Source organism: Streptomyces sp. NPDC041970, from assembly GCF_055588985.1.
This window is the reverse complement of record NZ_JBVJCD010000033.1, coordinates 39,765-64,960: the sequence shown is the minus strand read 5'-3', so window position 1 is coordinate 64,960 and position 25,196 is coordinate 39,765. Positions and strand designations below refer to the sequence as shown.

The window sequence follows — 25,196 nt, the reverse complement described above, 5'->3', positions numbered from 1 at the left end:
AGTAGGGTGGACGCGCCATAGCGCCGCCCCACCACCACCGATTCTCTTAGGGAGCAGGACGTGTCCCGTCAGGTGTTCCTCTACGACCCGCCGGACCGATTCGTGGCCGGCACGGTCGGGCTGCCTGGCCGCCGTACGTTTTTCCTGCAGGCGTCCTCCCAGGGCCGGGTCACCAGCGTGGCTCTGGAGAAGGCCCAGGTCGCCGCCCTCGCCGAGCGGATCGACGAACTGCTCGACGAGGTCGTGCGCCGCACCGGCGGCAACTCCCCGGTGCCCGCCGTGGCCCCCGCCGACATCACCGACACCGCCCCCCTGGACGTCCCCGTCGAGGAGGAGTTCCGCGTCGGCACCATGGCGCTGGCCTGGGACGGCGAGGCGCAGCGCATGATCATCGAGGCGCAGGCCCTCGTCGAGCTGGACGCCGACTCCGAGGACGACCTCGCCGAGGCCGAGGAGAAGCTCCTCCAGGACGAGGAGAACGGTCCGCCCATGCTCCGCGTGCGGCTCAGCGGCGCACAGGCCCGCGCCTTCGCCAAACGCGCCCTGGACGTCGTCAACGCCGGCCGCCCGCCGTGCCCGCTGTGCAGCCTGCCGCTCGATCCGGAAGGACACGTATGCCCGCGCCAGAACGGATACCGTCGCGGAGCCTGACCGAGACCGAGCTGCTCACCCTGCTCGCCGAGGGCACGCTGACCGTCCTCGGACAGGTCGGCGGAGCGTCCAACGCGGTGCTGCGCTGCACGGTGGCGTACGAGGGCGAGGAGCGCGCCTGCGCCTACAAGCCGGTCGCGGGGGAGCAGCCGCTGTGGGACTTCCCCGACGGCACCCTCGCCCAGCGCGAAGTCGCGGCGTACGAGGTCTCGCGCGCGACGGGGTGGGACCTCGTGCCGCCCACGGTCCTGCGGGACGGTCCCTACGGCCGGGGCATGTGCCAGCTCTGGATCGACGGGGCGGCCGCCGGGGACGGCGAGCCGCCGCTGCTGGCGCTCGTCGAGGGCGAGGAGCCGGGCGACGGCTGGAAGGCCGTGGGCTTCGCGGACGTGGGGGAGGGGGAGACCGCGCTGCTGGTGCACGCGGACGACCCCCGGCTGCGGCGGCTCGCGGTGCTGGACGCGGTCATCAACAACGGCGACCGCAAGGGCGGCCATCTGCTGCCCGCCCCCGGCGGACGGCTGTACGGCATCGACCACGGGGTCGCCTTCAACGCGGACGACAAGCTGCGCACCCTGCTGTGGGGCTGGGCGGGCGAGCCGCTGACCGCCGAGGCGCTCTCGGCGCTGGACCGGCTCGCCGCGGAGCTGGCGCCGGGGGGCGCCCTGGCCACCCGGATGGCCGATCTCATCACACCGGCCGAGCTGGAGGCGCTGCGCGAGCGGGTCGCCCACCTGCTGCGGAGCGGGGTGCACCCCCGGCCCAGCGGGCAGTGGCCGCCGATCCCCTGGCCGCCGGTGTAGGACGCGCGGCGCACCCCTACCCCCTGGGGCGGGGTGCGCGCAAGAAGGCGTCTTCGGACAGCTTTCGGGAGCCGGTTCGTATCCGGAAGCATCGTCCGGTTACGCTCAGGACATGTATGCCTGGCCCGCTTCTGAGGTCCCCGCCCTGCCCGGCAAGGGCCGCGACCTCCGGATTCACGACACCGCGACCGGCGAGCGGATCACCTCCGCCCCCGGTCCCGTCGCCCGCATCTACGTCTGCGGCATCACGCCGTACGACGCGACCCACCTGGGTCACGCGGCGACCTACAACGCGTTCGACCTCGTCCAGCGCGTGTGGCTCGACACCAAGCGGCAGGTTCAGTACGTCCAGAACGTGACCGACGTGGACGACCCGCTGCTGGAGCGGGCCGTGCGCGACGGCGAGGACTGGGTCGCGCTGGCGGAGCGCGAGACGGCCCTCTTCCGCGAGGACATGACCGCCCTGCGGATGCTGCCCCCGCAGCACTACGTCGGCGCGGTCGAGGCGATACCGGGCATCGTGCCCCTCGTCGAGCGCCTCCGGGACGCGGGCGCCGCCTACGAGCTGGACGGCGACGTCTACTTCTCCGTCGACGCCGACCCGCACTTCGGCCAGGTCTCCGGTCTCGACGCCGAGGCGATGCGGCTGCTCTCCGCCGAGCGCGGCGGCGACCCGGAGCGCCCCGGAAAGAAGAACCCCCTCGACCCGATGCTCTGGATGGCCGCCCGTCCGGGCGAGCCGAGCTGGGACGGCGCCTCCCTGGGCGCGGGCCGGCCCGGCTGGCACATCGAGTGCGTCGCCATCGCGCTCGACCACCTGGGCATGGGCTTCGACATCCAGGGCGGCGGCTCCGACCTGGCCTTCCCGCACCACGAGATGGGCGCCTCGCACGCCCAGGCGCTGACCGGCGAGCACCCGTTCGCCAAGGCGTACGTCCACGCGGGCATGGTCGGCCTGGGCGGCGAGAAGATGTCCAAGTCCCGCGGCAACCTGGTCTTCGTCTCGGCCCTGCGCCGCGACGGCGTCGACCCGGCGGCCATCCGGCTGGCCCTGCTCTCCCACCACTACCGCTCCGACTGGGAGTGGACCGACCAGGTCCTCGCCGACGCCGTGGAACGCCTCGCGCGCTGGCGGGCCGCCGTATCGCGCCCCGACGGGCCGTCGGCCGACGCGTTGGTCGAGGAGGTCCGCGAAGCCCTCGCGGACGACCTGGACAGCCCCGCGGCGCTCGCCGCCGTGGACCGCTGGGCCGCCCTCCAGGGCGCGCGGGGCGGTACGGACGAGGGCGCGCCCGGACTCGTCTCGCGCACGGTCGACGCCCTGCTCGGCGTCGCGTTGTAGGACGCGCGGCGTTCGGCCCCGGACTCCGCGCGGAGTCCGGGGCCGAACGCGCTCGTCGGGCCGATCAGCCCTGGTCGGGGGTGTCCCCGGTCGACGCCTGGCCGGGGCCGTCGCCCTCGTCCCGCTTCCCGTCCTCGCCCGCCGGGCCGCTCGCGCCGGGCTCCGGCCGCTGCGGCTTCGGCGGTCGGGTGCGGCCGCCGGACGGGTCCCGCAGGTACGCGCCGTCCCCGCTCTCCGTCGCATGGCCTCCGGGGCCCTGGCCGGGACCGCCGTCGCGCCGCCGCAGATACCGCTCGAACTCGCGGGCGATGGCCTCGCCGGACGCCTCGGGAAGCTCCGCGGTGTCCCGCGCCTCCTCCAGCGTCTGGACGTACTCCGCGACCTCGCTGTCCTCCGCCGCCAGTTGGTCCACCCCGAGCTGCCAGGCCCGCGCGTCCTCGGGCAGCTCGCCCAGCGGGATGCGCAGCCCGATCAGGTCCTCCAGCCGGTTCAGCAGGGCCAGCGTCGCCTTCGGGTTGGGGGGCTGCGACACGTAGTGCGGAACCGCCGCCCACAGGCTCACCGCGGGCACCCCGGCGTGGGTGCACGCCTCCTGGAGGACGCCGACGATCCCCGTGGGGCCCTCGTACCGCGTCTCCTCCAGGTCCATCGTCCGCGCCAGGTCCGCGTCCGAGGTCACCCCGCTCACCGGCACCGGCCGGGTGTGCGGGGTGTCGCCCAGCAGCGCGCCCAGGATGACGACCATCTCGACGCCCAGCTCGTGGGCGAAGCCGAGGATCTCGTTGCAGAACGAGCGCCAGCGCATCGACGGCTCGATACCCCGCACCAGGACCAGGTCGCGGGGCTTGTCCCCGCCGACGCGCACCACCGAGAGCCGGGTCGTCGGCCAGGTGATCTTCCGCACCCCGCCCTCCAGCCACACCGTGGGCCGGTTGACCTGGAAGTCGTAGTAGTCCTCGGCGTCCAGCGCCGCGAACACCTCGCCCTTCCACTCCCGGTCCAGGTGGCCGACCGCTGTGGAGGCGGCGTCCCCGGCGTCGTTCCAGCCCTCGAACGCGGCCACCATGACCGGGTCGATCAGCTCGGGCACCGACTCGAGCTCGATCACCCGGACCTCCTTCCGACGTCTCCATGCGTACGGAGCAACCTTACGGCGTCGGAGCCCCCTCACCGCAGCCCTCTTGCACGGCCGGGTGAACCCTGCCACCGCCCCTGGATCACCGGCCGGATCCGTGCATCGGCGCCGGGGGGTGCGGGCACGCCGACGGGGGCGGCCCCCGGCGCCACCGGGCCGGGCCGCCCCCGTCCGCGTCCGACGGGGCGTCAGCCCCGGTCGGCCAGCAGCTTCTCGACGCCGTCGCGCACGTCGTCCGTCGCCAGGCCGCGGATCGTCAGCGTCGTCCGGCGGCGCAGCACGTCCTCGGCGGTCTCGGCCCACTCGTGGTCGCGGGCGTAGACGACCTGGGCCCAGATCTCCGGGGCGTCCGGGTGGACGCGCTCGGCCAGCTCCGGGCGCTCGTTGGCCAGGCGGGCGATGTCGAAGGCGAGCGAGCCGTAGTGCGTGGCCAGGTGCCGGGCGGTGTCCGGCGCCATCCGGGGGCCGGGGGTGCCGCCGTCGACCAGCAGCCGGTGGGCGACCGCGTTCGGGTTGGCGATGCCGGGCAGCGGAAGCTTCTTCGGCAGCCGGGACATCGGCTCCATGTCCTCCGCCAGCGGGTGCCCCGGCAGAGCGGCCAGCTTGTTCATCACCGTGCGGCCGATGTGGCGGAACGTCGTCCACTTGCCGCCGGCCACCGACAGCATCCCGCCGCGGCCCTCCGTCACGACCGTCTCGCGCTTGGCCTTGGAGGTGTCGCCGGGCCCGCCCGGCAGCACCCGCAGACCCGCGAAGGAGTACGTGATCAGGTCGCGGGACAACTGCTGGTCCCTGATCGAGAACGCCGCCTCGTCCAGGATCTGCGCGGTGTCCGCCTCGGTCACCGCCACGTCGGCCGGGTCGCCCTCGTACTCCTCGTCGGTCGTGCCGAGGAGCAGCATGTCCTCCCACGGCAGCGCGAAGGTGATCCGGTACTTGTCGATCGGGGTGGCCAGCGCCGCCCGCCACGGGCGGGTGCGCTTGAGGACCAGGTGCGCGCCCTTGGACAGGCGTATGGAGGGGGCCGCGTTCGGGTCCTCCATCGCGCGCAGGCGGTCGACCCAGGGGCCGGTCGCGTTCAGCACGAGCCGGGCGTCGATCCCGAACTCCGTGCCGTCCACGGCGTCCTTCAGGTCGGCGCCCGTCACCCGGCCGCGGGTGAAGCGCAGGCCGGTGACGGCCGCGTGGTTGAGCACGACGGCGCCCGCGTCGACGGCCGCGCGGACCGTCATCAGCGCCATGCGGGCGTCGTTCATCTGGTCGTCGCCGTAGACCGCGACGGCCTTCAGGTTGTCCGTGCGCAGCTCGGGGACGTCGCGCTGCGCCCTGGCCGGGCTGATCACGTGCCCGACGCCGTCGCCGAACGCGGACAGCGCGGAGTAGGCGAAGACGCCCGCGCCGAGCTTGGCCGCGCCGTGCGGGCCGCCCTTGTAGACCGGGAGGTAGAAGGTGAGCGGGTTGGCCAGGTGCGGGGCCACCTCGCGGGAGACCGCGCGGCGCTCGAAGTGGTTCTCCGCGACCAGCTTGACCGCGCCGGTCTGGAGGTAGCGCAGACCGCCGTGGAGCAGCTTGGAGGAGGCGGAGGAGGTGGCGCCGGCGAAGTCGCCGGCGTCCACCAGAGCCACCCGCAGCCCGGACTGCGCGGCGTGCCAGGCGGTGGAGATGCCCAGGATGCCGCCGCCGATGACCAGGAGGTCGTACGTCGCACGGGACAACTGCTCCCGTGTCTCGGCGCGGCTCGGCAGGGAGCCGGAGGCCGGGTGCGTTCCGAGGGCGGGAACGCTCTGCTGGGTGGTCATGGTGATGCTCCTCGTCAGCTTTCTTCGTCCTCGACCCAGCCCATGGTCCGTTCGACGGCCTTGAGCCAGCTCTTGTACTCGCGGGCACGGGTGTCCGCGTCCATGCGGGGTGTCCACTCGGCGGCGCGGCGCCAGTTGGCGCGCAGCGCGTCGGTGTCCGGCCAGAAGCCGACGGCGAGGCCGGCGGCGTAGGCCGCGCCGAGGCAGGTGGTCTCGGCGACCATGGGCCGCACCACGGGTGCGTCCAGGAAGTCGGAGAGCGTCTGCATCAGCAGGTTGTTGGACGTCATGCCGCCGTCGACCTTGAGCGCGGTCAGCTCGACGCCGGAGTCCTTGGTCATGGCGTCGCTGATCTCGCGGGTCTGCCAGGCGGTGGCCTCCAGGACGGCACGGGCGATGTGCGCCTTGGTGACGTAACGGGTCAGGCCGGTGATGACGCCGCGGGCGTCCGGGCGCCAGTAGGGGGCGAACAGGCCGGAGAAGGCGGGCACGAAGTAGGCGCCGCCGTTGTCCTCGACCGAGGAGGCCAGCGTCTCGATCTCGGCGGCCGACTTGATCAGGCCCATCTGGTCGCGCATCCACTGCACCAGCGAGCCGGTGACGGCGATGGAGCCCTCCAGCGCGTACACGGGGGGCTGGTCGCCGATGCGGTAGCCGACGGTGGTGAGCAGGCCGTTGTACGAGTTCACCGGGTTCTCGCCGGTGTTCATCAGCATGAAGGTGCCGGTGCCGTACGTGGACTTGGCCTCGCCCTCGGCGAAGCAGGTCTGGCCGAAGAGGGCCGCCTGCTGGTCGCCGAGCGCCGAGGCGACCGGGACGCCGTCGAGGATGCCGCCCTTGGCGTGGCCGTAGACCTCGGCGGAGGAACGGATCTCGGGGAGGACCGAGGCGGGGATGCCGATGGAGGTGAGGATCTTCTCGTCCCACGCCAGCTTGCGCAGGTTCATCAGGAGGGTGCGCGAGGCGTTGGTGACGTCGGTGACGTGGACGCCGCCGTCGGCGCCGCCGGTCAGGTTCCAGATGACCCAGGAGTCCATGGTGCCGAAGAGGATGTCGCCCCGTTCGGCGCGCTCGCGCAGCCCCTCGACGTTGTCGAGCAGCCAGCGGACCTTGGGGCCGGCGAAGTACGAGGCGAGGGGCAGCCCGGTCTCGCGGCGGAAGCGGTCCTGGCCGACGTTGCGGCCCAGCTCCCTGCAGAGCGCGTCGGTGCGGGTGTCCTGCCAGACGAGGGCGTTGTGGACGGGCTCACCGGTGTGTTTGTCCCACAGCAGGGTGGTCTCGCGCTGGTTGGTGATGCCGATCGCCTTCACGTCGGCGGAGGTGATGCCCGCCTTGACGATGGCTCCGGCGACGACCTCCTGGACGTTCTCCCAGATCTCGGTCGCGTCGTGCTCGACCCAGCCCGGCTTCGGGAAGATCTGCTCGTGCTCCTTCTGGTCGACGGAGACGATCCGGCCGTCCTTGTCGAAGACGATGCAGCGGCTGGAGGTGGTGCCCTGGTCGATGGCGGCGATGAACGGCCCGCTGCCGTGGGTGCCGGTGGTGTGTGCGTCGGTCACGGTGTGCTCCTGGGAAAAGTCTGCGGGGTGGTGGGAAGACGGCACGGAACTACGCGAAGGCCAGGTTGTACAGCCCGCCGGCGAGGACGCCGCCGAACAGGGGGCCCACGACGGGCACCCACGCGTAGCCCCAGTCCGAACCGCCCTTGTTCGGCAACGGCAGCACGGCGTGCACGATGCGGGGGCCCAGGTCGCGGACCGGGTTGATCGCGTAGCCGGTGGGGCCGCCGAGCGAGAGGCCGATGCCGACGACGACCAGGGCGGTGACCAGTGCTCCGAGCGTGCCGAGTCCGTCGCCCCCGGCGTTGAGGCCCTGGGTCAGGATGGCCAGGACCAGCACGACGGTGGCGATGACCTCGGTGACCACGTTCTGCACGGCGTTGCGGATCTCCGGTCCGGTGGAGAAGATCCCGAGCACCGGGCCCGCCGCGGGGGCCGAGGCCCGGTCGACCATGCCCTCGTCGGCGGTGGTGGCCCCGACGATCTCCGGGTCGGTGAGGTGGGCCTGGAACTGCCCGTAGTACACCGCCCAGACCAGCACGGCGCCGATCATCGCGCCGAGCAGTTGGGAGACCAGGTAGAGCGGGACGTTGCCCCACGCGGTGCCGCCCTGGACGGCGAGGCCGAGCGTGACCGCGGGGTTGAGGTGGGCGCCCGATACGCCTCCGGCCAGGTAGGCGGCCGTGAGCACGGCGAACCCCCACCCGAAGGTGATGGCCAGCCAGCCCGCGTCACGGGCCTTCGAGCGCTTCAGCGTGACGGCGGCGCAGACACCGCCGCCGAGCAGGATGAGAACGGCGGTCCCTATGGTCTCGCCGATGAAAATGTCGGAGCTGGACACCCGCGACTCCTTTGTCCTTCGTCCAGGGGGGTCGGACCACCGGGTCCCTCCGGTGGCCCGCGCCCCAGATGGGTATCCACATGGCGTGGGCAGCCCACCTGTAAGGGCTTGACCGGCCCTTGGCACTGTCACACCCTAACGCGTATTGCCGTTAGGCGTTCGACAATGCCGACCGTTGAACGGCAGTGTTTCCCCCGAGTGAAGGAAGCGTCAAGAGTTGTGTGGCGTACGACTCGGGGCGCGACGCGATCGTTACCGCGCGACCGCGAGCGGGCGCACGCCGGCGCGCCGGGCCCGCTCGGGCGCGCGCCGACCGGCGCGAGCGCGCGCCCGCCCCGGTCTCAGAAGCGGCCGGCGCCCAGGTCGCGGGAGACCGCGCGGGCGCAGTCGCGCACGGCGGCGATCAGTTCCGGCCGCAGGGCCCCGCCCGGAGCCACCCGCTCCACCGCGCCCGTCACGGCGACCGCTCCCACCGGCATCCTGCGCCGGTCGTGCACCGGGGCGGCCACGGCGGCGACGCCCTCCCAGGTCTCCTCGGCGTCGGCGGCCCAGCCCCGCGCGCGGATCAGGTCGAGCATCGCCTCGAACTCGTCGGCGGCGGTGACGGTGCGCCCGGTGAAGGCGCGGCGCTCCGCCTCCATGACCTCGCTGTGCGCCACCGGGTCGTAGGCGGACAGCACCTTGCCCAGCGCCGTGGAGTGCAGCGGCTGCATCGCCCCCACCTCCAGCACCTGGCGGCTGTCGTCGGGCCGGAAGACGTGGTGGACGATCAGGACGCCGTGCTGGTGCAGCACCCCCAGGTGGACGCTCTCGCCGCTGGAGCGGGCCAGGTCGTCGGTCCAGACCAGGGCTCGGGCCCGCAGCTCGTGGACGTCCAGATAGCTGTTGCCCAGCCGCAGCAGCTCCGCGCCGAGCTGGTAGCGCCCCGACGTCGCGTCCTGCTCCACGAACCCCTCCAGTTGCAGGGTGCGCAGGATGCCGTGCGCGGTGCCCTTGGCCAGTCCGAGCGAGGAGGCGATGTCGGAGAGCCCGAGCCGGCGCTCGCCGCCCGCCAGCAGGCGCAGCATCGCGGCCGCTCGCTCCAGCGACTGGATGTTCTTGGCCATCGCGCCGTACTCCTCCACCTTGTTCGACAATGCTGAACAGTATCGGTCGATGCCGACCTCTGCCCGACTCCTGGGAAAGTCTCCGCCACTGGGCCACCCGTGCGGCGCCCCCCGCACAGCATGAGTCCGTCCCATGGACGCACTGACGGGCCGGGGGGCCGTCCGGCTAGGCTGACGGGGTGCGCCTTCCCCGAGGACGGCGCAAAGCCGACAGCCGTCGCATCCCTGGGAGATCATCCATGGCCTCGTTGCCGACACCCGCCGCCGACAGCCGGACCCGCGCCGACGAGCTCCGGGAGGCACTGGCCACCCGCGTGGTCGTGGCCGACGGGGCGATGGGCACCATGCTCCAGGCGCAGGACCCCACGCTGGAGGACTTCGAGAACCTCGAAGGCTGCAACGAGATCCTCAACATCACCCGCCCCGACATCGTGCGCTCGGTCCACGAGGAGTACTTCGCGGTCGGCGTGGACTGCGTCGAGACCAACACCTTCGGCGCCAACCACTCCGCGGCGAACGAGTACGAGATCGCCCACCGCATCCACGAGCTGTCCGAGGCGGGCGCCCGCATCGCCCGCGAGGTCGCCGACGAGTTCGCCGCCGCGGACGGCCGCCCCCGCTGGGTCCTCGGCTCGATCGGACCGGGCACCAAGCTGCCCTCCCTCGGCCACATCGCGTACGACGTCCTGCGCGACGGCTACCAGCGGAACGCCGAGGGCCTGCTCGCCGGCGGCGCCGACGCCCTGATCGTGGAGACCACGCAGGACCTGCTGCAGACCAAGTCCAGCCTGATCGGCGCGCGCCGGGCGATGGACGCCCTCGGCGTCGACGTGCCCCTGATCTGCTCCCTCGCCTTCGAGACGACCGGCGTCATGCTGCTCGGCTCGGAGATCGGCGCGGCGCTGACCGCGCTGGAGCCCCTGGGCATCGACCTGATCGGCCTGAACTGCTCGACCGGCCCGGACGAGATGAGCGAGCACCTGCGCTACCTCGCCCGCCACTCCCGTACGCCCCTGATGTGTATGCCCAACGCCGGCCTGCCCGTGCTCACCAAGGACGGGGCGCACTTCCCGCTCGGCCCCCAGGGGCTGGCCGACTCCCAGGAGACGTTCGTCCGGGACTACGGCCTGTCCCTCATCGGCGGCTGCTGCGGCACTACACCGGAGCACCTGCGGGCCGTCGTCGAGCGGGCCCGCGGCCTCGCCCCGGCCCAGCGGGACCCCCGGCCCGAGCCGGGCGCGGCCTCGCTCTACCAGAGCGTCCCGTTCCGCCAGGACACCTCGTACCTCGCGATCGGCGAGCGCACCAACGCCAACGGCTCCAGGAAGTTCCGCGAGGCGATGCTCGAAGCGCGCTGGGACGACTGCGTGGAGATGGCGCGCGAGCAGATCCGCGAGGGCGCGCACATGCTCGACCTCTGCGTGGACTACGTCGGCCGGGACGGCGTCGCGGACATGGCGGAGCTGGCGGGGCGGTTCGCGACCGCCTCGACCCTCCCCGTCGTGCTGGACTCCACCGAGGTGCCGGTGCTGAGGGCCGGGCTGGAGAAGCTCGGCGGCCGGGCCGTCCTCAACTCGGTCAACTACGAGGACGGCGACGGCCCCGACTCCCGCTTCGCGCACGTCAGCGCCCTCGCGGCCGAGCACGGGGCGGCCCTGATCGCCCTGACCATCGACGAGGAGGGCCAGGCCCGCACCGTCGAGCACAAGGTCGCCGTCGCCGAGCGGCTGATCGCGGACCTCACCGGCGACTGGGGCATCCAGGAGTCGGACATCCTCATCGACTGCCTGACCTTCACCATCTGCACCGGCCAGGAGGAGTCGCGCAAGGACGGCATCGCCACCATCGAGGCGATCCGCGAGCTGAAGAAGCGCCACCCCGACGTCCAGACGACGCTGGGCCTGTCCAACATCTCCTTCGGGCTGAACCCGGCCGCCCGCGTGGTCCTGAACTCCGTCTTCCTCGACGAGTGCGTCAAGGCCGGCCTGGACTCCGCGATCGTGCACGCCTCCAAGATCCTGCCCATCGCCCGGCTGGAGGAGGAGCAGGTCAAGGTCGCCCTGGACCTGATCCACGACCGCCGCTCCGAGGGGTACGACCCGCTCCAGCGGCTCATGGAGCTGTTCGAGGGCGTCTCCACCAAGTCCATGAAGGCGGGCAAGGCCGAGGAGCTCCTCGCCCTCCCGCTCGACGAGCGGCTCCAGCGGCGCATCATCGACGGCGAGAAGAACGGCCTGGAGGCCGACCTCGACGAGGCCCTCCAGGACACCCCGGCCCTCGACATCGTGAACAACACGCTGCTCCAGGGCATGAAGGTCGTCGGCGAGCTGTTCGGCTCCGGCCAGATGCAACTGCCCTTCGTGCTGCAGTCCGCGGAGGTCATGAAGACCGCGGTGGCCCACCTGGAGCCGCACATGGAGAAGACCGACGACGAGGGCAAGGGCACCATCGTCCTGGCCACCGTCCGCGGCGACGTCCACGACATCGGCAAGAACCTCGTCGACATCATCCTGACCAACAACGGGTACACCGTCGTCAACCTCGGGATCAAGCAGCCCGTCTCCGCGATCCTGGAAGCCGCCGAGGAGCACCGCGCCGACGTCATCGGCATGTCCGGCCTGCTGGTGAAGTCCACGGTGATCATGAAGGAGAACCTCCAGGAGCTCAACCAGCGCAAGATGGCCGCCGACTACCCGGTCATCCTGGGCGGCGCCGCCCTCACCCGCGCCTACGTCGAGCAGGACCTGCACGAGATCTACGAGGGCGAGGTCCGCTACGCCCGCGACGCGTTCGAGGGGCTGCGCCTGATGGACGCGCTGATCGGCGTCAAGCGCGGCGTGCCGGGCGCGGCGCTGCCGGAGCTGAAGCAGCGCAGGGTCGCCAGGAAGGACGCCGCCGTCCTGGAGGTCGAGGAGCCCGAGGGCTCGGTGCGCTCGGACGTCTCCACCACCGTGCCGGTCCCCGAGCCGCCGTTCTGGGGCACGCGGGTCGTCAAGGGCATCCCGCTCAAGGAGTACGCCTCCTGGCTGGACGAGGGCGCGCTGTTCAAGGGCCAGTGGGGGCTCAAGCAGGCGCGCACGGGCGACGGCCCGACCTACGAGGAGCTGGTGGAGAGCGAGGGCCGCCCGCGCCTGCGCGGCTGGCTCGACCACCTGCAGTCCAACAACCTCCTGGAGGCGGCCGTCGTCCACGGGTACTTCCCGTGCCACTCCAAGGGCGACGACCTGATCCTCCTCAACGACGACGGCTCCGAGCGCACCCGCTTCACCTTCCCGCGCCAGCGCCGCGGCCGCCGGCTCTGCCTCGCGGACTTCTTCCGCCCCGAGGAGTCCGGCGAGACGGACGTCGTCGGCCTCCAGGTCGTCACCGTCGGTTCGAGGATCGGCGAGGCCACCGCCGAGCTGTTCGCCGCCGACTCCTACCGCGACTACCTGGAACTCCACGGCCTGTCCGTGCAGCTCGCCGAGGCCCTCGCCGAGTACTGGCACGCCCGCGTCCGCGCCGAGCTCGGCTTCGCGGGGGACGACCCCGCGGACGTCGAGGACATGTTCGCGCTGAAGTACCGGGGCGCGCGGTTCTCGCTCGGCTACGGAGCGTGCCCCGACCTGGAGGACCGGGCGAAGATCGCGGACCTGCTGCGGCCGGAGCGGATCGGCGTCCAGCTCTCCGAGGAGTTCCAGCTCCACCCGGAGCAGTCCACCGACGCCATCGTCCTCCACCACCCCGAGGCGAAGTACTTCAACGCCCGTTAGGCCGCTCTTCGCCCCCCGGTCCCGCGCTCTTCGCGCACCTTGGCCGGACACGTCGTACACTGGTCGGTCCAGTGCAGGCCGGTCGCCCTCCCCTCCGGGAGCGGCGGCCGGCCTTCTCGTCCCCCACGGAAGGTGTGCCGGATGACCAGTACGGTTCCCGCGTCCTCGACCCGCACGGCCGAAGGCGCCGTCCTGCAGGCGGTCCTTCTCGACATGGACGGGACCCTGGTCGATACCGAGGGCTTCTGGTGGGAGGTCGAGAAGGAGGTCTTCGCCGGCCTCGGGCACCGGCTGCAGGAGTCCTGGCGCGACGTGGTCGTCGGCGGCCCGATGAGCCGCAGCGCGGGCTACCTCATCGACGTCACCGGCGCGGACATCCGGCTGGAGGAGCTGACCGTCCTGCTCAACGACGGCTTCGAGAAGCGCATCGAGCGCGGCGTGCCGCTGATGCCGGGCGCCGGGCGGCTGCTGTCCGAACTGGCCGCGCACGAGGTGCCCACCGCCCTCGTCTCGGCCTCCCACCGCCGCATCATCGACAAGGTGCTGGAGTCCGTGGGCCGCGACCACTTCGCGCTCACGGTCGCCGGGGACGAGGTCGCCCGGACCAAGCCGCACCCCGAGCCCTACCTCACCGCCGCCGCCGGGTTCGGCGCCGACCCCTGGCGCTGCGCCGTCATCGAGGACACCGCCACCGGCGTGGCCGCCGCCGAGGCCGCCGGATGCCGCGTCGTCGCCGTGCCCTCGGTCGCGCCGATCGCTCCCGCGCCCGGACGGGTCGTCGTCGGCTCGCTGGAGGAGGTCGACCTCGCCTTCCTGCGGAAGCTCGTCACGGCGGTGGACTGACCCGGTCGCCCGCCGGGCCGCGGGCCCGCCCGGTGAATTGTGAACGAACGGCGGATCTCCTCCCGTGAACGTGTGCGTTCCGCCGGTATCCCGTGAATGTGGATCATCGCCGGACGCATAAGTGAAGAGGGTCGGCGGGTGAAGTTCCTCACCCGTCGCGGTGCGGTCGACCGCCGGGATCGCATCACTTGCCCGAAATAATGATCATATGTCTCCGCCGCCGGGCGCCGGAGCGGCGTGCGCCGTGACGCGGCCGGTCGGAGGCGACGCCGACGGCTACTACCTTGGATTCCTCACCAGCCCGGATGAGGGAGAACGTCCAGATGAACCGCAAGACCCTGGTGCTGCCGGCCGTCATCGGCCTGCTCGCCCCCGTGCTCGCCGCGTGCGGCGGCGCGGACGACAACGCCGGTGGCTCGGGCGCCATCGTCGTCGGCACCACGGATCAGCTCGTGGCCTCCAAGGGGGACCCCGCCCCGCTCGACCCGGCCACCGGCTACGAGGCGGGCGTCTGGAACGTCCTGCGCCAGACGGTGCAGACCCTCACCACCGTGCCCAACGGCGGCGGCAAGCCGGTGCCCGAGGCCGCCCGCGACTGCGCCTTCACGGACACCGAGAACGAGAGCTACCGCTGCACCCTGCGCGCGGGCCTCACCTTCGCCGACGGGACGCCCGTCACCGCCGAGGACGTGAAGTACTCCATCCAGCGGGTCATCGACATCGGCGCCGACAGCGGCCCGGTCGGCCTGCTCGCCAACATCGACGCGATCGAGACCAAGGGCGAGAACCAGGTGGTCTTCCACCTGAAGACCCCCGACGCCACCTTCCCGTACAAGCTCGCCACGCCCGCCGCCGGCATCGTCCCCAGGGCGCAGTACCCGGCGAAGGCCCCCCGCGACGGCTTCCAGGTCGACGGCTCCGGGCCGTACACCATGGAGCCCTCCGTCGAGGACGGCCGGGTCACCAAGATCACCTTCAACCGGAACCCCGCGTACAAGGGCGAGTTGAAGGTGCTCAACGACAAGGTCGAGATGGACCTCTTCCCCGACGCCGAGGCCATGGGCAAGGCGCTGGAGGAGAAGCGGATCGACATGATGACCCGCGCGATGTCGCCCGAGCAGGCCCGCGACATGCTGGAGAACCCTCGGGACGGCGTCGAGCTGACCGAGCTGCCCGGCCTGGCCATCAGCTACCTCGGCTTCAACACCAAGAACCCCGTGGTCAACAAGGCCGTCCGGCAGGCCGTGGCCCAGGTCATCGACCGGGGCGAGATCGCGGGCAAGGTGTACGGCGCCACCGCCGAGCCGCTCTACTCGCTGATCCCCTCCAGCATCCCCGGACACACCAACGCCTTCTTCAACAAGTACGGCGAGCCCAGCACCGCCAAGGCCGCCGCGACGCTGCGCAAGGCCGGGATCAAGACCCCGGTGGAGTTCACCCTGCACTACACCAAGGACCACTACGGCTCCGCCACCGCCCAGGAGTTCAAGGCGATCCAGCAGCAGTTGAACCGCTCGGGCCTCTTCGACGTCTCCGTCGAGGGCAAGGAGTGGTCGACCTACCGGGCGGAGCAGAAGCGCGGCGACTACGCGGCGTACGGCATGGGCTGGTTCCCCGACTTCCCGGACCCCGACAACTACACCGCGCCGTTCCTGGACAAGGACAACTTCCTCAACTCGCCCTACCGCTCCGCCGAGGCGCAGGACACCCTCATCCCGCAGTCCCGCCGCGAGACCGACCGCACCTCGGCCGCCGCGACCTACGAGAAGCTCCAGGACATCGTCGCCGACGACGTGCCCGTGCTCCCCATCTGGCAGGGCAAGCAGTACGTGGCCTCCCGCCAGGGGGTCGCCGGGGTCGAACGGTCCGTCAGCGCCACCTCCGAGCTCCAGCTCTGGGAGCTGAACCGGCCCCGCGCCTGACGCCGCACCGGCGGGAGCCGCCGGGTCCGCTCTCCCGCGGCGCGCGAGACGGGACCGCGACCCGCACTCCGGCGTGGCGGGCCACGGCGCCGCCCTCCCGCGCCGCGCGGGCGGACCCGGCGGCTCCCGCCGTGTGACGGGGCGCCGGACCGCTACTGCGCGCCGGGGCGCACCAGCCCGCTCTCGTACGCGTACACCGCGGCCTGCACCCGGTCGCGCAGGCTCAGCTTCGTCAGCACGTGGCCCACGTGCGTCTTGACCGTCGTCTCGCTGACGAACAGGTCCGCGGCGATCTCCGCGTTGGACAGCCCCCGCGCCACCAGCTTCAACACCTCGACCTCGCGGTCCGTCAGCGTGTGCAGCGCGTCCGGCACCTGCTCCTCGCCGGAGGGCAGGTGGTCGGCGTACTTGTCCAGCAGCCGGCGCGTGATGCTCGGCGCGAGCATCGCCTCGCCCGCCGCCACCACCCGGATGGCCTGCACCAGCTCGGCCGCCGGGGCGTCCTTCAGCAGGAAGCCGCTCGCCCCCGCCCGCAGCGCCTCGACGACGTACTCGTCGAGGTCGAAGGTGGTCAGCACCAGGACCTTCGCCGGGCCGTCCTTTCCGGGACCGGTGATCTGGCGGGTCGCCTCCACCCCGTCCATCCGCGGCATCCGGATGTCCATCAGGACCACGTCGGGCTGCAGCGCCCGCACCTGGTCGATGGCCTGCAGACCGTCACCGGCCTCACCGACCACCGCCAGATCGCCCTCGGCCTCCAGGATCATCCGGAAGCCGGTGCGCAGCAGGGGCTGGTCGTCGACCAGAAGGACGCGGATCGCCACAGGAACTCCTCAAAAGGCCCCGGGGGCCCAGGCTAGACGCGGACCGGCCCCATTCTGCCCTGCGCCTCCTCGTCCGACCGCGCCGGGCGTACCGCCAGGGGGTAGACCGGGGGAGTCCCGCCGAACTCCGGGCAGAGCGCCCGGTGGTCGCACCAGCCGCACAGCTTCGTCGGCCGCGGCCGCCAGTCGCCGGTCTCCGTCGCCAGCTCGATCGCCTCCCACAGCGCCAGCAGCTTGCGCTCCACCCGCTCCAGGTCCGCCACCACCGGGTCGTACGTCAACACGTCGCCGCTGCCCAGGTAGACGAGCTGGAGGCGGCGCGGCACGACGCCCTTCAGCCGCCAGACCACCAGCGCGTAGAACGTCATCTGGAACAGCGGCCCCTCCGCGTACTCCGGCCGCGGCGCCTTCCCCGTCTTGTAGTCGACGATGCGCACCTCGCCCGTCGGCGCGACGTCGACCCGGTCGATCACCCCGCGCAGCCGCAGCCCCGACTCCAGCTCGGTCTCGACGAACAGCTCGCGCTCGGCCGGCTCCAGCCGCGTCGGGTCCTCCAGCGAGAACCACCGCTCCACCAGCCGCTCGGCCTCGCCCAGCCAGCGCGTCAGCCGCTCGCCCTCGGCGTCCTGCGCGAACAGGTCGCCCAGCTCCGGCCTCGACTCCAGCAGCCGCTCCCACTGGCCGGGCACCAGCGCCCGCGCCCGCGGCGCCGTGCGGTCCGCGGCCGGGGCGTCGAACAACCGCTCCAGCACGGCGTGGACCAGCGTGCCGCGGGTGGCCGCCTCGCTGGGCTTCTCGGGCAGCTTGTCGATCACCCGGAAGCGGTAGAGCAGGGGACACTGCATGAAATCGCTCGCCCGCGACGGCGACAGGGACGTGGGCGGCTGAGGCTGCCGCGGAACGGAGGTCATGTCTCAAGACCCTACGGCCCCCCACCGACAGCGTGCGGCATACCATCGACGGCACACCCCCGCACACCGCGGGGCGGTGACGCGGACCACGCACCGAACCGAAGGGACCACGTGGACGAGAGCGGCGACAGCGGGCGGCCGCAGCCCGGCGCGGGGGGCGAGGACCCCGGCGGCGCCCCCGGGAACGGCAAGCCCCGACGCCCCGCGGAGCCCGGCGGCGGCCTGCTCATGGGCCGCCCCTTCGGCGTGCCCGTCTACGTGGCCCCGAGCTGGTTCGTCGTCGCCGCGCTGATCACCTGGGTCTTCGGCGGCCAGCTCGACCGGGTGCTGCCCGACCTCGGCGGCGCCCGCTACCTGGTGGCCCTGTTCTTCGCCATCGCCTTCTACGCCTCCGTGCTCGTCCACGAGCTGGCCCACACGGTCGCGGCACTGCGCTACAAGCTCCCCGTCCGCCGCATCCAGCTCCAGTTCTTCGGCGGCGTCTCGGAGATCGAGAAGGAGACCGAAACCCCCGGCCGCGAGTTCGTCCTCGCCTTCGTCGGACCGCTCCTGTCCCTGGTCCTCGGCGGCGTCTTCCACCTCGCCATGCGGTTCGTCGAGCCCGCCACCGTCCCCGGCGTCCTGCTCGCCGGCCTGATGATCTCCAACCTCATCGTGGCCGCCTTCAACCTCCTGCCCGGCCTCCCCCTCGACGGCGGCCGGATGCTCCGCGCCGTCATCTGGAAGATCACCGGCAAGCCCATGAGCGGCACCGTCGCCGCCGTCTGGGTCGGCCGCGGCCTCGCCGTCGCGGTCCTCGTCGGCCTGCCGCTGCTCACCCACACCGGGGCCCTCGGCAACGCCACCGAGGACGTCGGCGGCGTGGAGACCGTCACCGACGCCCTGCTCGCCGCGATCCTCGCCGGCATCATCTGGACCGGCGCCGGGAACGCCCTGCGCATGGCCCGGCTCCGCGAGCACCTGCCCGACCTGCGGGCCCGCACCCTCACCCGGCGCGCCGTCCCCGTCGAGTCCGCCACCCCGCTCTCCGAGGCGCTGCGCCGGGCCAACGAGGCGGGCGCCCGCGCCCTGGTCGTCGTCGACGGGCAGGGCGACCCCAAGGGCGTCGTCCGCGAGGCGGCCATCGCCGGCGTCCCCGAGCACCGCCGCCCCTGGGTCGCGGTGGGCGGCCTCGCCCAGGACCTCACCGAGGGCATGAGGATCCCCGCCGAACTGGCCGGCGAAGCCCTGCTGGACCGCCTCAAGGCCACCCCCGCCACGGAGTACCTGGTCATCGAGGAGAGCGGCCGGATCTACGGGGTCCTCTCCACCGCCGACGTCGAGCGCGCCTTCGTCGCGGCCATGGCCCGGCCCGGCGCCTGACCCCGCGCGCCCCCGCCGCTCCGGGGCGGTCGGCGGCCCCTGAATCACCGGTACGCTGGTCACATGTCTGAACCGACCGGTGCCGCCCGCCGACGCGGGCCCTTCAAGGTCGGGGACCAGGTCCAGCTCACCGACCCCAAGGGACGCCACTACACCTTCACGCTCGAAGCCGGGAAGAACTTCCACACCCACAAGGGTTCCTTCCCGCACGACGAGCTGATCGGTGCTCCCGAGGGCAGTGTTGTCCGAACCACGGGAAACGTCGCCTACCTCGCGCTGCGCCCCCTGCTCCCCGACTACGTCCTGTCCATGCCCCGCGGCGCCGCCGTGGTCTACCCCAAGGACGCGGGGCAGATCCTCGCCTTCGCCGACATCTTCCCCGGCGCCCGCGTCGTGGAGGCCGGGGTCGGCTCCGGCGCGCTCAGCACCTTCCTGCTGCGCGCCATCGGCGAGCAGGGCATGTTGCACTCCTACGAGCGCCGCGAGGACTTCGCCGAGATCGCCCAGCAGAACGTCGAGCGCTACTTCGGCTCGCCGCACCCCGCCTGGCAGCTCACCGTCGGAGACCTGCAGGACAACCTCTGCGACACCGACGTCGACCGCGTCGTGCTGGACATGCTCGCCCCCTGGGAGTGCCTGGAGGCCGTCTCCAAGGCCCTGGTGCCCGGCGGCATCCTCTGCGCCTACGTGGCCACCACCACCCAGCTCTCGCGCACCGTCGAGTCCATCCGCGAGATCGGCTGCTTCGCCGAGCCGCAGCCCTGGGAGTCGATGATCCGCAACTGGCACGTGGAGGGCCTCGCCGTCCGCCCCGACCACCGGATGATCGGCCACACCGGCTTCCTGGTCACCGCCCGCCGCCTCGCGGACGGCGTCGAGCCCCCGGTGCGCCGCCGCCGCCCGTCCAAGGGCGCCTACGGCGACGACTACGACGGCCCCGGCAGCCGCAGCGGTTCGGCCTCCCGGGACTGACCCGCACCACGCCCACGCGCCGCCGCGCGGTTCCCCGACCGACCGGGTCGAACCGCGCGGCGGCGTCTCTCCGTCGACCTCCGGGGACCCGCCCCGCCGTTCCCGCGGCGTGTGAGATGTGGCACGATGCTGGCCACCCCTCGGGGTGTCAGGCGCCCCCAGGACCACAGGAGACGTACCGCGTGCAGACCCCCGCGCCCCCGGACCTCGCGCACACCGCCGCCAAGCCGATCCACTGGCTCGCCACGGCCGCCGCGACGGCCGGCGTCGTCGCGCTGGCCGGGCTGCTCCAGCCCCGTGCGGCCACCGCCACCGCCACGGCCCCCGAGCAGCGGACCGGGGCCCGGCACGCGGCGCCCGCCACCGCCCCCGATCCGGCCGCGGCCGACTTCCCGCTGGAGTGCGGAGGCGTCGGGACGACGGTGGCCGCGCAGGCGCCGGGCGACCTCGACGGCGACGGACGGCCGGAAACGGTCGCCGTGGTCCACTGCGCCGCCGGGTCCGGCACCCCGCCCGCGGGCGTCTACGTCCTGACGCCGGGGAGCGGCTCCGAGCCCCGCGTCGTGGCGACCCTGCTGCAGCCCGCCGACCGCAAGACGGTCGGGGACCTCGCCGTGCGCGACGGCGCGGTCTCGGCCACCCTGTTCGGCTACTCCTCGGCCGAGGTGCCCCGCTGCTGCCCCGACCAGGAGGAGCGGGCCTCCTGGCGCTGGAAGGGCCGGGCCTTCGTCCGCACCTCCGAGGAGCCCGCGCGCGGCGTGTGAGCGGCGGCCCTACGCCGCGTCCGGCCCGTACACCTCGACGCCGTCCCTGACGCGCCGTACGTGGATGCAGTCGCCGGGGCACTCCTTGGCCGAGTCCACGACGTCCTGGAGGAGCGGCAGCGGCACCGGCGTCGTGGCGCCCTGCTCCTGCAGCAGCTCGTCGTCGCCGCTCTTCACGTACGCCAGGCCGTCGATGTCCAGCTCGAAGACGTCGGGGGCGTACTGCACGCAGATGCCGTCGCCCGTACAGAGGTCCTGGTCGATCCAGACCTCCAGGTCCTGGGTGCCGCTGCCGTCCGGCGAGTCCTGTTGCGCGGTCATGTGTCCTGCCGTTCCCTGCGTATCCGAACCCATTGGAGCCAGCCCTGACGGGTGTTGAACACGTCGACGATACAACCGGCGGCTTTCCGGTGCCGAAGGGTGGGTATTCCCTTGGCGTGAGGGAGAGCGCAAGGGTGAAGATCGGACACACCTCGGAGTCTTTGTGATCTAGGGGTTTCAATCACCACCCACCCAGGTAGGGTCAGGAAGCGTCCAGCTCCCCATGGAGGAGGTGAGGACCGTGGCAGCCCACGACGACGACATCAACCGCGGCATCCGGCCCGCGCAGGGGTCAGAAGACCCAGCCGGCCAGGTTGCCTTTCTCCAGCAGGAAATCGCCGTCCTGCGACGCAAGCTCGCCGACTCTCCGCGGCATACGAGGATTCTCGAAGAGCGGATCGTCGAGTTGCAGACCAACCTGGCGGGCGTGTCCGCGCAGAACGAGCGGCTCGCCAACACGCTCCGCGAGGCGCGCGACCAGATCGTGGCCCTCAAGGAGGAGGTCGACCGGCTCGCGCAGCCGCCGGCCGGCTTCGGCGTCTTCCTCCAGGCCAACGAGGACGGCACCTGCGACATCTTCACCGGGGGCCGCAAGCTCCGGGTGAACGTCAGCCCCAGCGTCGAGTTGGAGGACCTGCGGCGCGGCCAGGAGGTCATGCTCAACGAAGCGCTCAACGTGGTCGAGGCCATGGAGTTCGAGCGCGCCGGCGACATCGTCACGCTCAAGGAGATCCTCGAGGACGGCGAGCGGGCGCTGGTGGTCGGGCACACCGACGAGGAGAGAGTGGTGCGGCTCGCCGAGCCGCTGCTGAACCTCACCATCCGCTCCGGCGACGCCCTCCTCCTGGACTCCCGTTCCGGATACGTCTACGAGGTGGTCCCCAAGAGCGAGGTCGAGGAGCTCGTCCTCGAAGAGGTCCCGGACATCGACTACGACAAGATCGGCGGCCTGGGCGACCAGATCGAGCTGATCCGCGACGCGGTCGAGCTGCCGTACCTCCACCCCGACCTCTTCAAGGAGCACGAACTGCGGCCGCCGAAGGGCATCCTGCTCTACGGCCCGCCCGGCTGCGGCAAGACGCTCATCGCCAAGGCCGTCGCCAACTCGCTCGCCAAGAAGGTCGCCGAGGTCACCGGGCAGCCCGCGGGGAAGAGCTACTTCCTCAATATCAAGGGCCCCGAGCTGCTCAACAAGTACGTCGGCGAGACCGAGCGGCACATCCGCCTGGTCTTCCAGCGCGCTCGCGAGAAGGCGAGCGAGGGCACCCCCGTCATCGTCTTCTTCGACGAGATGGAGTCCCTCTTCCGCACCCGCGGCAGCGGCGTCAGCTCGGACGTGGAGAACACCATCGTCCCGCAGCTCCTCGCCGAGATCGACGGGGTGGAGGGCCTGGAGAACGTCATCGTCATCGGCGCCTCCAACCGCGAGGACATGATCGACCCCGCCATCCTGCGCCCCGGCCGCCTCGATGTGAAGATCAAGATCGAGCGCCCGGACGCCGAGGCGGCGAAGGACATCTTCGCGAAGTACCTCACGCCCTCGCTCCCGCTGCACGCGGACGACCTGTCCGAGCACGCCGGGTCCCGAGCCGCGGCAGCCCACGCGATGATCCAGTCCGTCGTGGAGCGCATGTACACCGAATCCGAGGAGAACCGCTTCCTCGAGGTGACCTACGCCAACGGCGACAAGGAAGTCCTGTACTTCAAGGACTTCAACTCCGGCGCGATGATTCAGAACATCGTCGACCGGGCGAAGAAGATGGCCATCAAGGCATTCCTCGAACACGGGCAGAAGGGTCTGCGCGTCTCCCACCTCCTGCAGGCCTGCGTGGACGAGTTCAAGGAGAACGAGGACCTGCCCAACACCACCAATCCGGACGACTGGGCCAGGATTTCCGGCAAGAAGGGCGAGCGGATCGTCTTCATCCGCACACTCGTCACCGGAAAGCAGGGCGCGGACTCCGGACGGTCCATCGACACGGTGGCCAATACCGGCCAGTACCTGTAAAGCGCGGTCCGGCTGCGGATGCCCCTCCGGGGGCTCCGCAGCCGGTCGCATTCCCCGATCCGGCCACGCCGGAACAATGTCGTCATTGATCTCCCCACCGGCGCGGAGGCGCTCTAGGCTCTGCGGTACCGCTGAGTCGCGCGGTGTGCGGTGCCGGACGCCGCACACGCACCGGACACAGCAGCGGTACTTGAGCGTCGCTCCCGGACGGGACCGGCGCCGGGCAAGGAGGGCCGCATGACCGTACGGCGAGTGATGGGCATCGAGACGGAGTACGGGATCTCCGTCCCCGGTCACCCCAACGCCAATGCCATGCTCACCTCGTCCCAGATCGTCAACGCCTACGCGGCGGCGATGCACCGGGCGCGACGCGCCCGCTGGGACTTCGAGGAGGAGAACCCGCTGCGCGACGCGCGAGGCTTCGACCTCTCCCGCGAGACCGCGGACTCCAGCCAGCTCACCGACGAGGACATCGGCCTGGCCAACGTCATCCTCACCAACGGCGCCCGGCTCTACGTCGACCACGCCCACCCCGAGTACAGCTCGCCGGAGATCACCAACCCGCGCGACGCGGTGCTCTGGGACAAGGCCGGCGAGCGGATCATGGCGGAGGCCGCCGAGCGGGCGGCCGCCATCCCCGGCGCACAGCCGATCCACCTCTACAAGAACAACACCGACAACAAGGGCGCCTCCTACGGCACGCACGAGAACTACCTCATGCGGCGGGAGACGCCGTTCTCGGACATCGTGCGCCATCTGACGCCGTTCTTCGTCTCGCGCCAGGTCGTCACGGGCGCGGGCCGGGTGGGCATCGGCCAGGACGGCGACGCGCACGGCTTCCAGATCAGCCAGCGCGCGGACTACTTCGAGGTCGAGGTCGGCCTGGAGACCACGCTCAAGCGCCCGATCATCAACACCCGCGACGAGCCGCACTCCGACGCCGAGAAGTACCGCAGACTCCACGTGATCATCGGCGACGCCAACCTCTCGGAGATCTCCACCTACCTCAAGCTCGGCACCACGTCCCTGGTGCTGTCCATGATCGAGGACGACTTCATCAACGTCGACCTCGCCGTCGACCAGCCCGTGCGCACCCTGCACCAGGTCTCCCACGACCCGGACCTGGCGCAGTTGATCACGCTGCGCAGCGGCCGGACGCTCACCGCGGTCCAGTTGCAGATGGAGTACTTCGAGCTGGCCCGCAAGTACGTCGACGAGCGGTACGGCTCCGACGCCGACGAGCAGACCGAGGACGTCCTGGCCCGCTGGGAGGACACACTCAACCGGCTGGAGACCGATCCGATGAGCCTGGCGGGCGAGCTGGACTGGATCGCGAAGCGGGAGCTGATGGAGGGCTACCGGCGCCGCGACTCCCTGGACTGGGACGCCCCCCGGCTGCACCTGGTGGACCTCCAGTACGCGGACGTGCGCCCCGACAAGGGCCTGTACAACCGGCTGGCGGCCCGCGGCCGGATGAAGCGGCTGCTGGACGAGGACGAGGTCACCCGAGCCCGCACCAAGCCTCCGGAGGACACCAGGGCCTACTTCCGGGGGCGCTGCCTGGAGCAGTACGCCGACGACGTGGCGGCGGCCTCCTGGGACTCGGTCATCTTCGACCTGCCGGACCGCGACTCGCTGCAGCGCGTGCCCACGCTGGAGCCGCTGCGCGGGACCCGCGAGCACGTCGAGGGCCTGCTGGACCGCTGCCGGACGGCGCAGGAGCTGGTCCGGGCCCTGTCGGGCGGCTGAAAGGCGGCCCGGCTGGGAATCAATCACCTGGGGTCCGCACGTTGGGACAAGTGCCGGGCCGATGTCGGACCCCGTGGGTAGGGTCTGATCAAGAGCTTCGATTGCTTCGAACCGAGCGGGGTGAGCTACATGGCGACCAAGGACACCGGCGGCGGACAGCAGAAGGCGACGCGTTCCACCGAGGAGGTCGAGGAGCAGGCGCAGGAGGCGCAGGGATCCGAGGACCTCAAGGAGCGCCAGGAGAAGCTGAGCGACGACGTCGACTCGGTGCTGGACGAGATCGACGACGTCCTGGAGGAGAACGCCGAGGACTTCGTCCGCTCCTTCGTCCAGAAGGGCGGGCAGTAGGCCGCGCACAGGGTCCCTCGGTAGGGCCGCGCACAGCCCGTGCCGGGCACGGGAGGCGGGGGGGGGGGGGGGGGGCGTGGGGGGGGGGGGGCCCCCCCCCCCCCCCCGGGGGCAAAATACCGGGCAGCACGAAACACACCCCCCCCACCAAGGGGGGAGCCCCCAGAGACGGGGAGGGGGGGTG

Annotated in this window: 20 protein-coding genes; 12 read left to right on the top strand and 8 right to left on the bottom strand. The window is 71.9% G+C overall.

Translation table 11 applies throughout. The features are described from left to right. Positions 1-60 precede the first annotated feature (60 nt). The 3 genes from ACZ6EJ_RS17820 to mshC all read left to right on the top strand — a co-directional run bounded on the left by ACZ6EJ_RS17820 (position 61) and on the right by mshC (position 2,796). Positions 61-651 carry a DUF3090 domain-containing protein gene (locus ACZ6EJ_RS17820; protein ID WP_469268092.1) on the top strand — a complete coding sequence of 197 codons (591 nt, stop codon included), beginning with the start codon at positions 61-63 and terminating at the stop codon, positions 649-651. After that, positions 615-1,454 carry an SCO1664 family protein gene (locus tag ACZ6EJ_RS17815; protein WP_469268091.1) on the top strand — a complete coding sequence of 280 codons (840 nt, stop codon included), beginning with the start codon at positions 615-617 and terminating at the stop codon, positions 1,452-1,454. The genes ACZ6EJ_RS17820 and ACZ6EJ_RS17815 overlap by 37 nt, the downstream gene beginning before the upstream one ends. 112 nt (positions 1,455-1,566) lie before the next feature. Further along, positions 1,567-2,796: a cysteine--1-D-myo-inosityl 2-amino-2-deoxy-alpha-D-glucopyranoside ligase gene (mshC, locus tag ACZ6EJ_RS17810; RefSeq protein WP_469268089.1), complete on the top strand. Its 1,230-nt coding sequence runs from the start codon at positions 1,567-1,569 to the stop codon at positions 2,794-2,796. A gap of 64 nt (positions 2,797-2,860) precedes the next feature. On the opposite strand, the gene ACZ6EJ_RS17805 is transcribed toward mshC, so the two are convergent. The 5 genes from ACZ6EJ_RS17805 to ACZ6EJ_RS17785 all read right to left on the bottom strand — a co-directional run bounded on the left by ACZ6EJ_RS17805 (position 2,861) and on the right by ACZ6EJ_RS17785 (position 9,236). After that, positions 2,861-3,904, bottom strand: coding sequence for a PAC2 family protein (locus ACZ6EJ_RS17805; protein WP_469268087.1), 1,044 nt, complete (start codon positions 3,902-3,904; stop codon positions 2,861-2,863). 215 nt (positions 3,905-4,119) lie between these two features. After that, positions 4,120-5,730, bottom strand: coding sequence for a glycerol-3-phosphate dehydrogenase/oxidase (locus ACZ6EJ_RS17800; RefSeq protein WP_469268085.1), 1,611 nt, complete (start codon positions 5,728-5,730; stop codon positions 4,120-4,122). A gap of 14 nt (positions 5,731-5,744) precedes the next feature. Further along, the gene (glpK, locus tag ACZ6EJ_RS17795; RefSeq protein ID WP_469268083.1) at positions 5,745-7,289 is read right to left on the bottom strand and encodes a glycerol kinase GlpK; all 1,545 of its coding nucleotides are present in this window, start codon (positions 7,287-7,289) and stop codon (positions 5,745-5,747) included. Between the two features lie 49 nt (positions 7,290-7,338). Further along, positions 7,339-8,130, bottom strand: coding sequence for an MIP/aquaporin family protein (locus ACZ6EJ_RS17790; protein WP_469268082.1), 792 nt, complete (start codon positions 8,128-8,130; stop codon positions 7,339-7,341). 341 nt (positions 8,131-8,471) lie between these two features. Beyond that, positions 8,472-9,236, bottom strand: a complete 765-nt coding sequence (locus ACZ6EJ_RS17785; RefSeq protein ID WP_469268104.1) for an IclR family transcriptional regulator — start codon at positions 9,234-9,236, stop codon at positions 8,472-8,474. 239 nt (positions 9,237-9,475) lie between these two features. On the opposite strand from ACZ6EJ_RS17785, the gene metH reads away from it, so the two are divergent. From metH to ACZ6EJ_RS17770, 3 genes are all read left to right on the top strand, one after another. Continuing rightward, a complete protein-coding gene (gene metH / locus ACZ6EJ_RS17780; RefSeq protein ID WP_469268081.1) occupies positions 9,476-12,988 on the top strand; it encodes a methionine synthase in 3,513 nt (1,170 codons plus the stop codon). Between the two features lie 141 nt (positions 12,989-13,129). Continuing rightward, entirely contained in the window at positions 13,130-13,831 is a 702-nt protein-coding gene (locus ACZ6EJ_RS17775) for an HAD family hydrolase (protein WP_469268079.1), read from the top strand. A gap of 323 nt (positions 13,832-14,154) precedes the next feature. Further along, positions 14,155-15,753 (top strand): ABC transporter substrate-binding protein, encoded by a 1,599-nt coding sequence (locus ACZ6EJ_RS17770; protein WP_469268077.1) that lies wholly within the window; start codon positions 14,155-14,157, stop codon positions 15,751-15,753. Positions 15,754-15,905: 152 nt separating this feature from the next. On the opposite strand, the gene ACZ6EJ_RS17765 is transcribed toward ACZ6EJ_RS17770, so the two are convergent. Then, the gene (locus ACZ6EJ_RS17765) at positions 15,906-16,577 is read right to left on the bottom strand and encodes a response regulator (protein WP_469268075.1); all 672 of its coding nucleotides are present in this window, start codon (positions 16,575-16,577) and stop codon (positions 15,906-15,908) included. A 32-nt stretch (positions 16,578-16,609) separates the two neighbouring features. Beyond that, a complete protein-coding gene (locus ACZ6EJ_RS17760) occupies positions 16,610-17,422 on the bottom strand; it encodes a RecB family exonuclease (RefSeq protein ID WP_469268073.1) in 813 nt (270 codons plus the stop codon). 177 nt (positions 17,423-17,599) lie between these two features. Here ACZ6EJ_RS17760 and ACZ6EJ_RS17755 point away from each other — a divergent pair, with 177 nt between their 5' ends. The 3 genes from ACZ6EJ_RS17755 to ACZ6EJ_RS17745 all read left to right on the top strand — a co-directional run bounded on the left by ACZ6EJ_RS17755 (position 17,600) and on the right by ACZ6EJ_RS17745 (position 20,586). Then, complete coding sequence (locus ACZ6EJ_RS17755; protein ID WP_469268072.1) at positions 17,600-18,850, top strand: site-2 protease family protein; 1,251 nt, start codon at positions 17,600-17,602, stop codon at positions 18,848-18,850. Positions 18,851-18,913: 63 nt separating this feature from the next. Beyond that, a complete protein-coding gene (locus tag ACZ6EJ_RS17750; protein ID WP_469268071.1) occupies positions 18,914-19,822 on the top strand; it encodes a tRNA (adenine-N1)-methyltransferase in 909 nt (302 codons plus the stop codon). A 182-nt stretch (positions 19,823-20,004) separates the two neighbouring features. Beyond that, positions 20,005-20,586, top strand: coding sequence for a hypothetical protein (locus ACZ6EJ_RS17745; RefSeq protein ID WP_469268069.1), 582 nt, complete (start codon positions 20,005-20,007; stop codon positions 20,584-20,586). Between the two features lie 9 nt (positions 20,587-20,595). On the opposite strand, the gene ACZ6EJ_RS17740 is transcribed toward ACZ6EJ_RS17745, so the two are convergent. After that, positions 20,596-20,907, bottom strand: a complete 312-nt coding sequence (locus tag ACZ6EJ_RS17740; protein ID WP_469268067.1) for a ferredoxin — start codon at positions 20,905-20,907, stop codon at positions 20,596-20,598. 241 nt (positions 20,908-21,148) lie between these two features. On the opposite strand from ACZ6EJ_RS17740, the gene arc reads away from it, so the two are divergent. The 3 genes from arc (at position 21,149) to ACZ6EJ_RS17725 (ending at position 25,012) form a co-directional block, all read left to right on the top strand. Then, positions 21,149-22,915, top strand: coding sequence for a proteasome ATPase (gene arc / locus ACZ6EJ_RS17735; RefSeq protein WP_469268066.1), 1,767 nt, complete (start codon positions 21,149-21,151; stop codon positions 22,913-22,915). A gap of 237 nt (positions 22,916-23,152) precedes the next feature. Further along, the gene (gene dop, locus ACZ6EJ_RS17730; protein ID WP_469268065.1) at positions 23,153-24,664 is read left to right on the top strand and encodes a depupylase/deamidase Dop; all 1,512 of its coding nucleotides are present in this window, start codon (positions 23,153-23,155) and stop codon (positions 24,662-24,664) included. Positions 24,665-24,793: 129 nt separating this feature from the next. Beyond that, positions 24,794-25,012, top strand: a complete 219-nt coding sequence (locus tag ACZ6EJ_RS17725) for a ubiquitin-like protein Pup (protein ID WP_384619947.1) — start codon at positions 24,794-24,796, stop codon at positions 25,010-25,012. Positions 25,013-25,196: the final 184 nt, after the last annotated feature.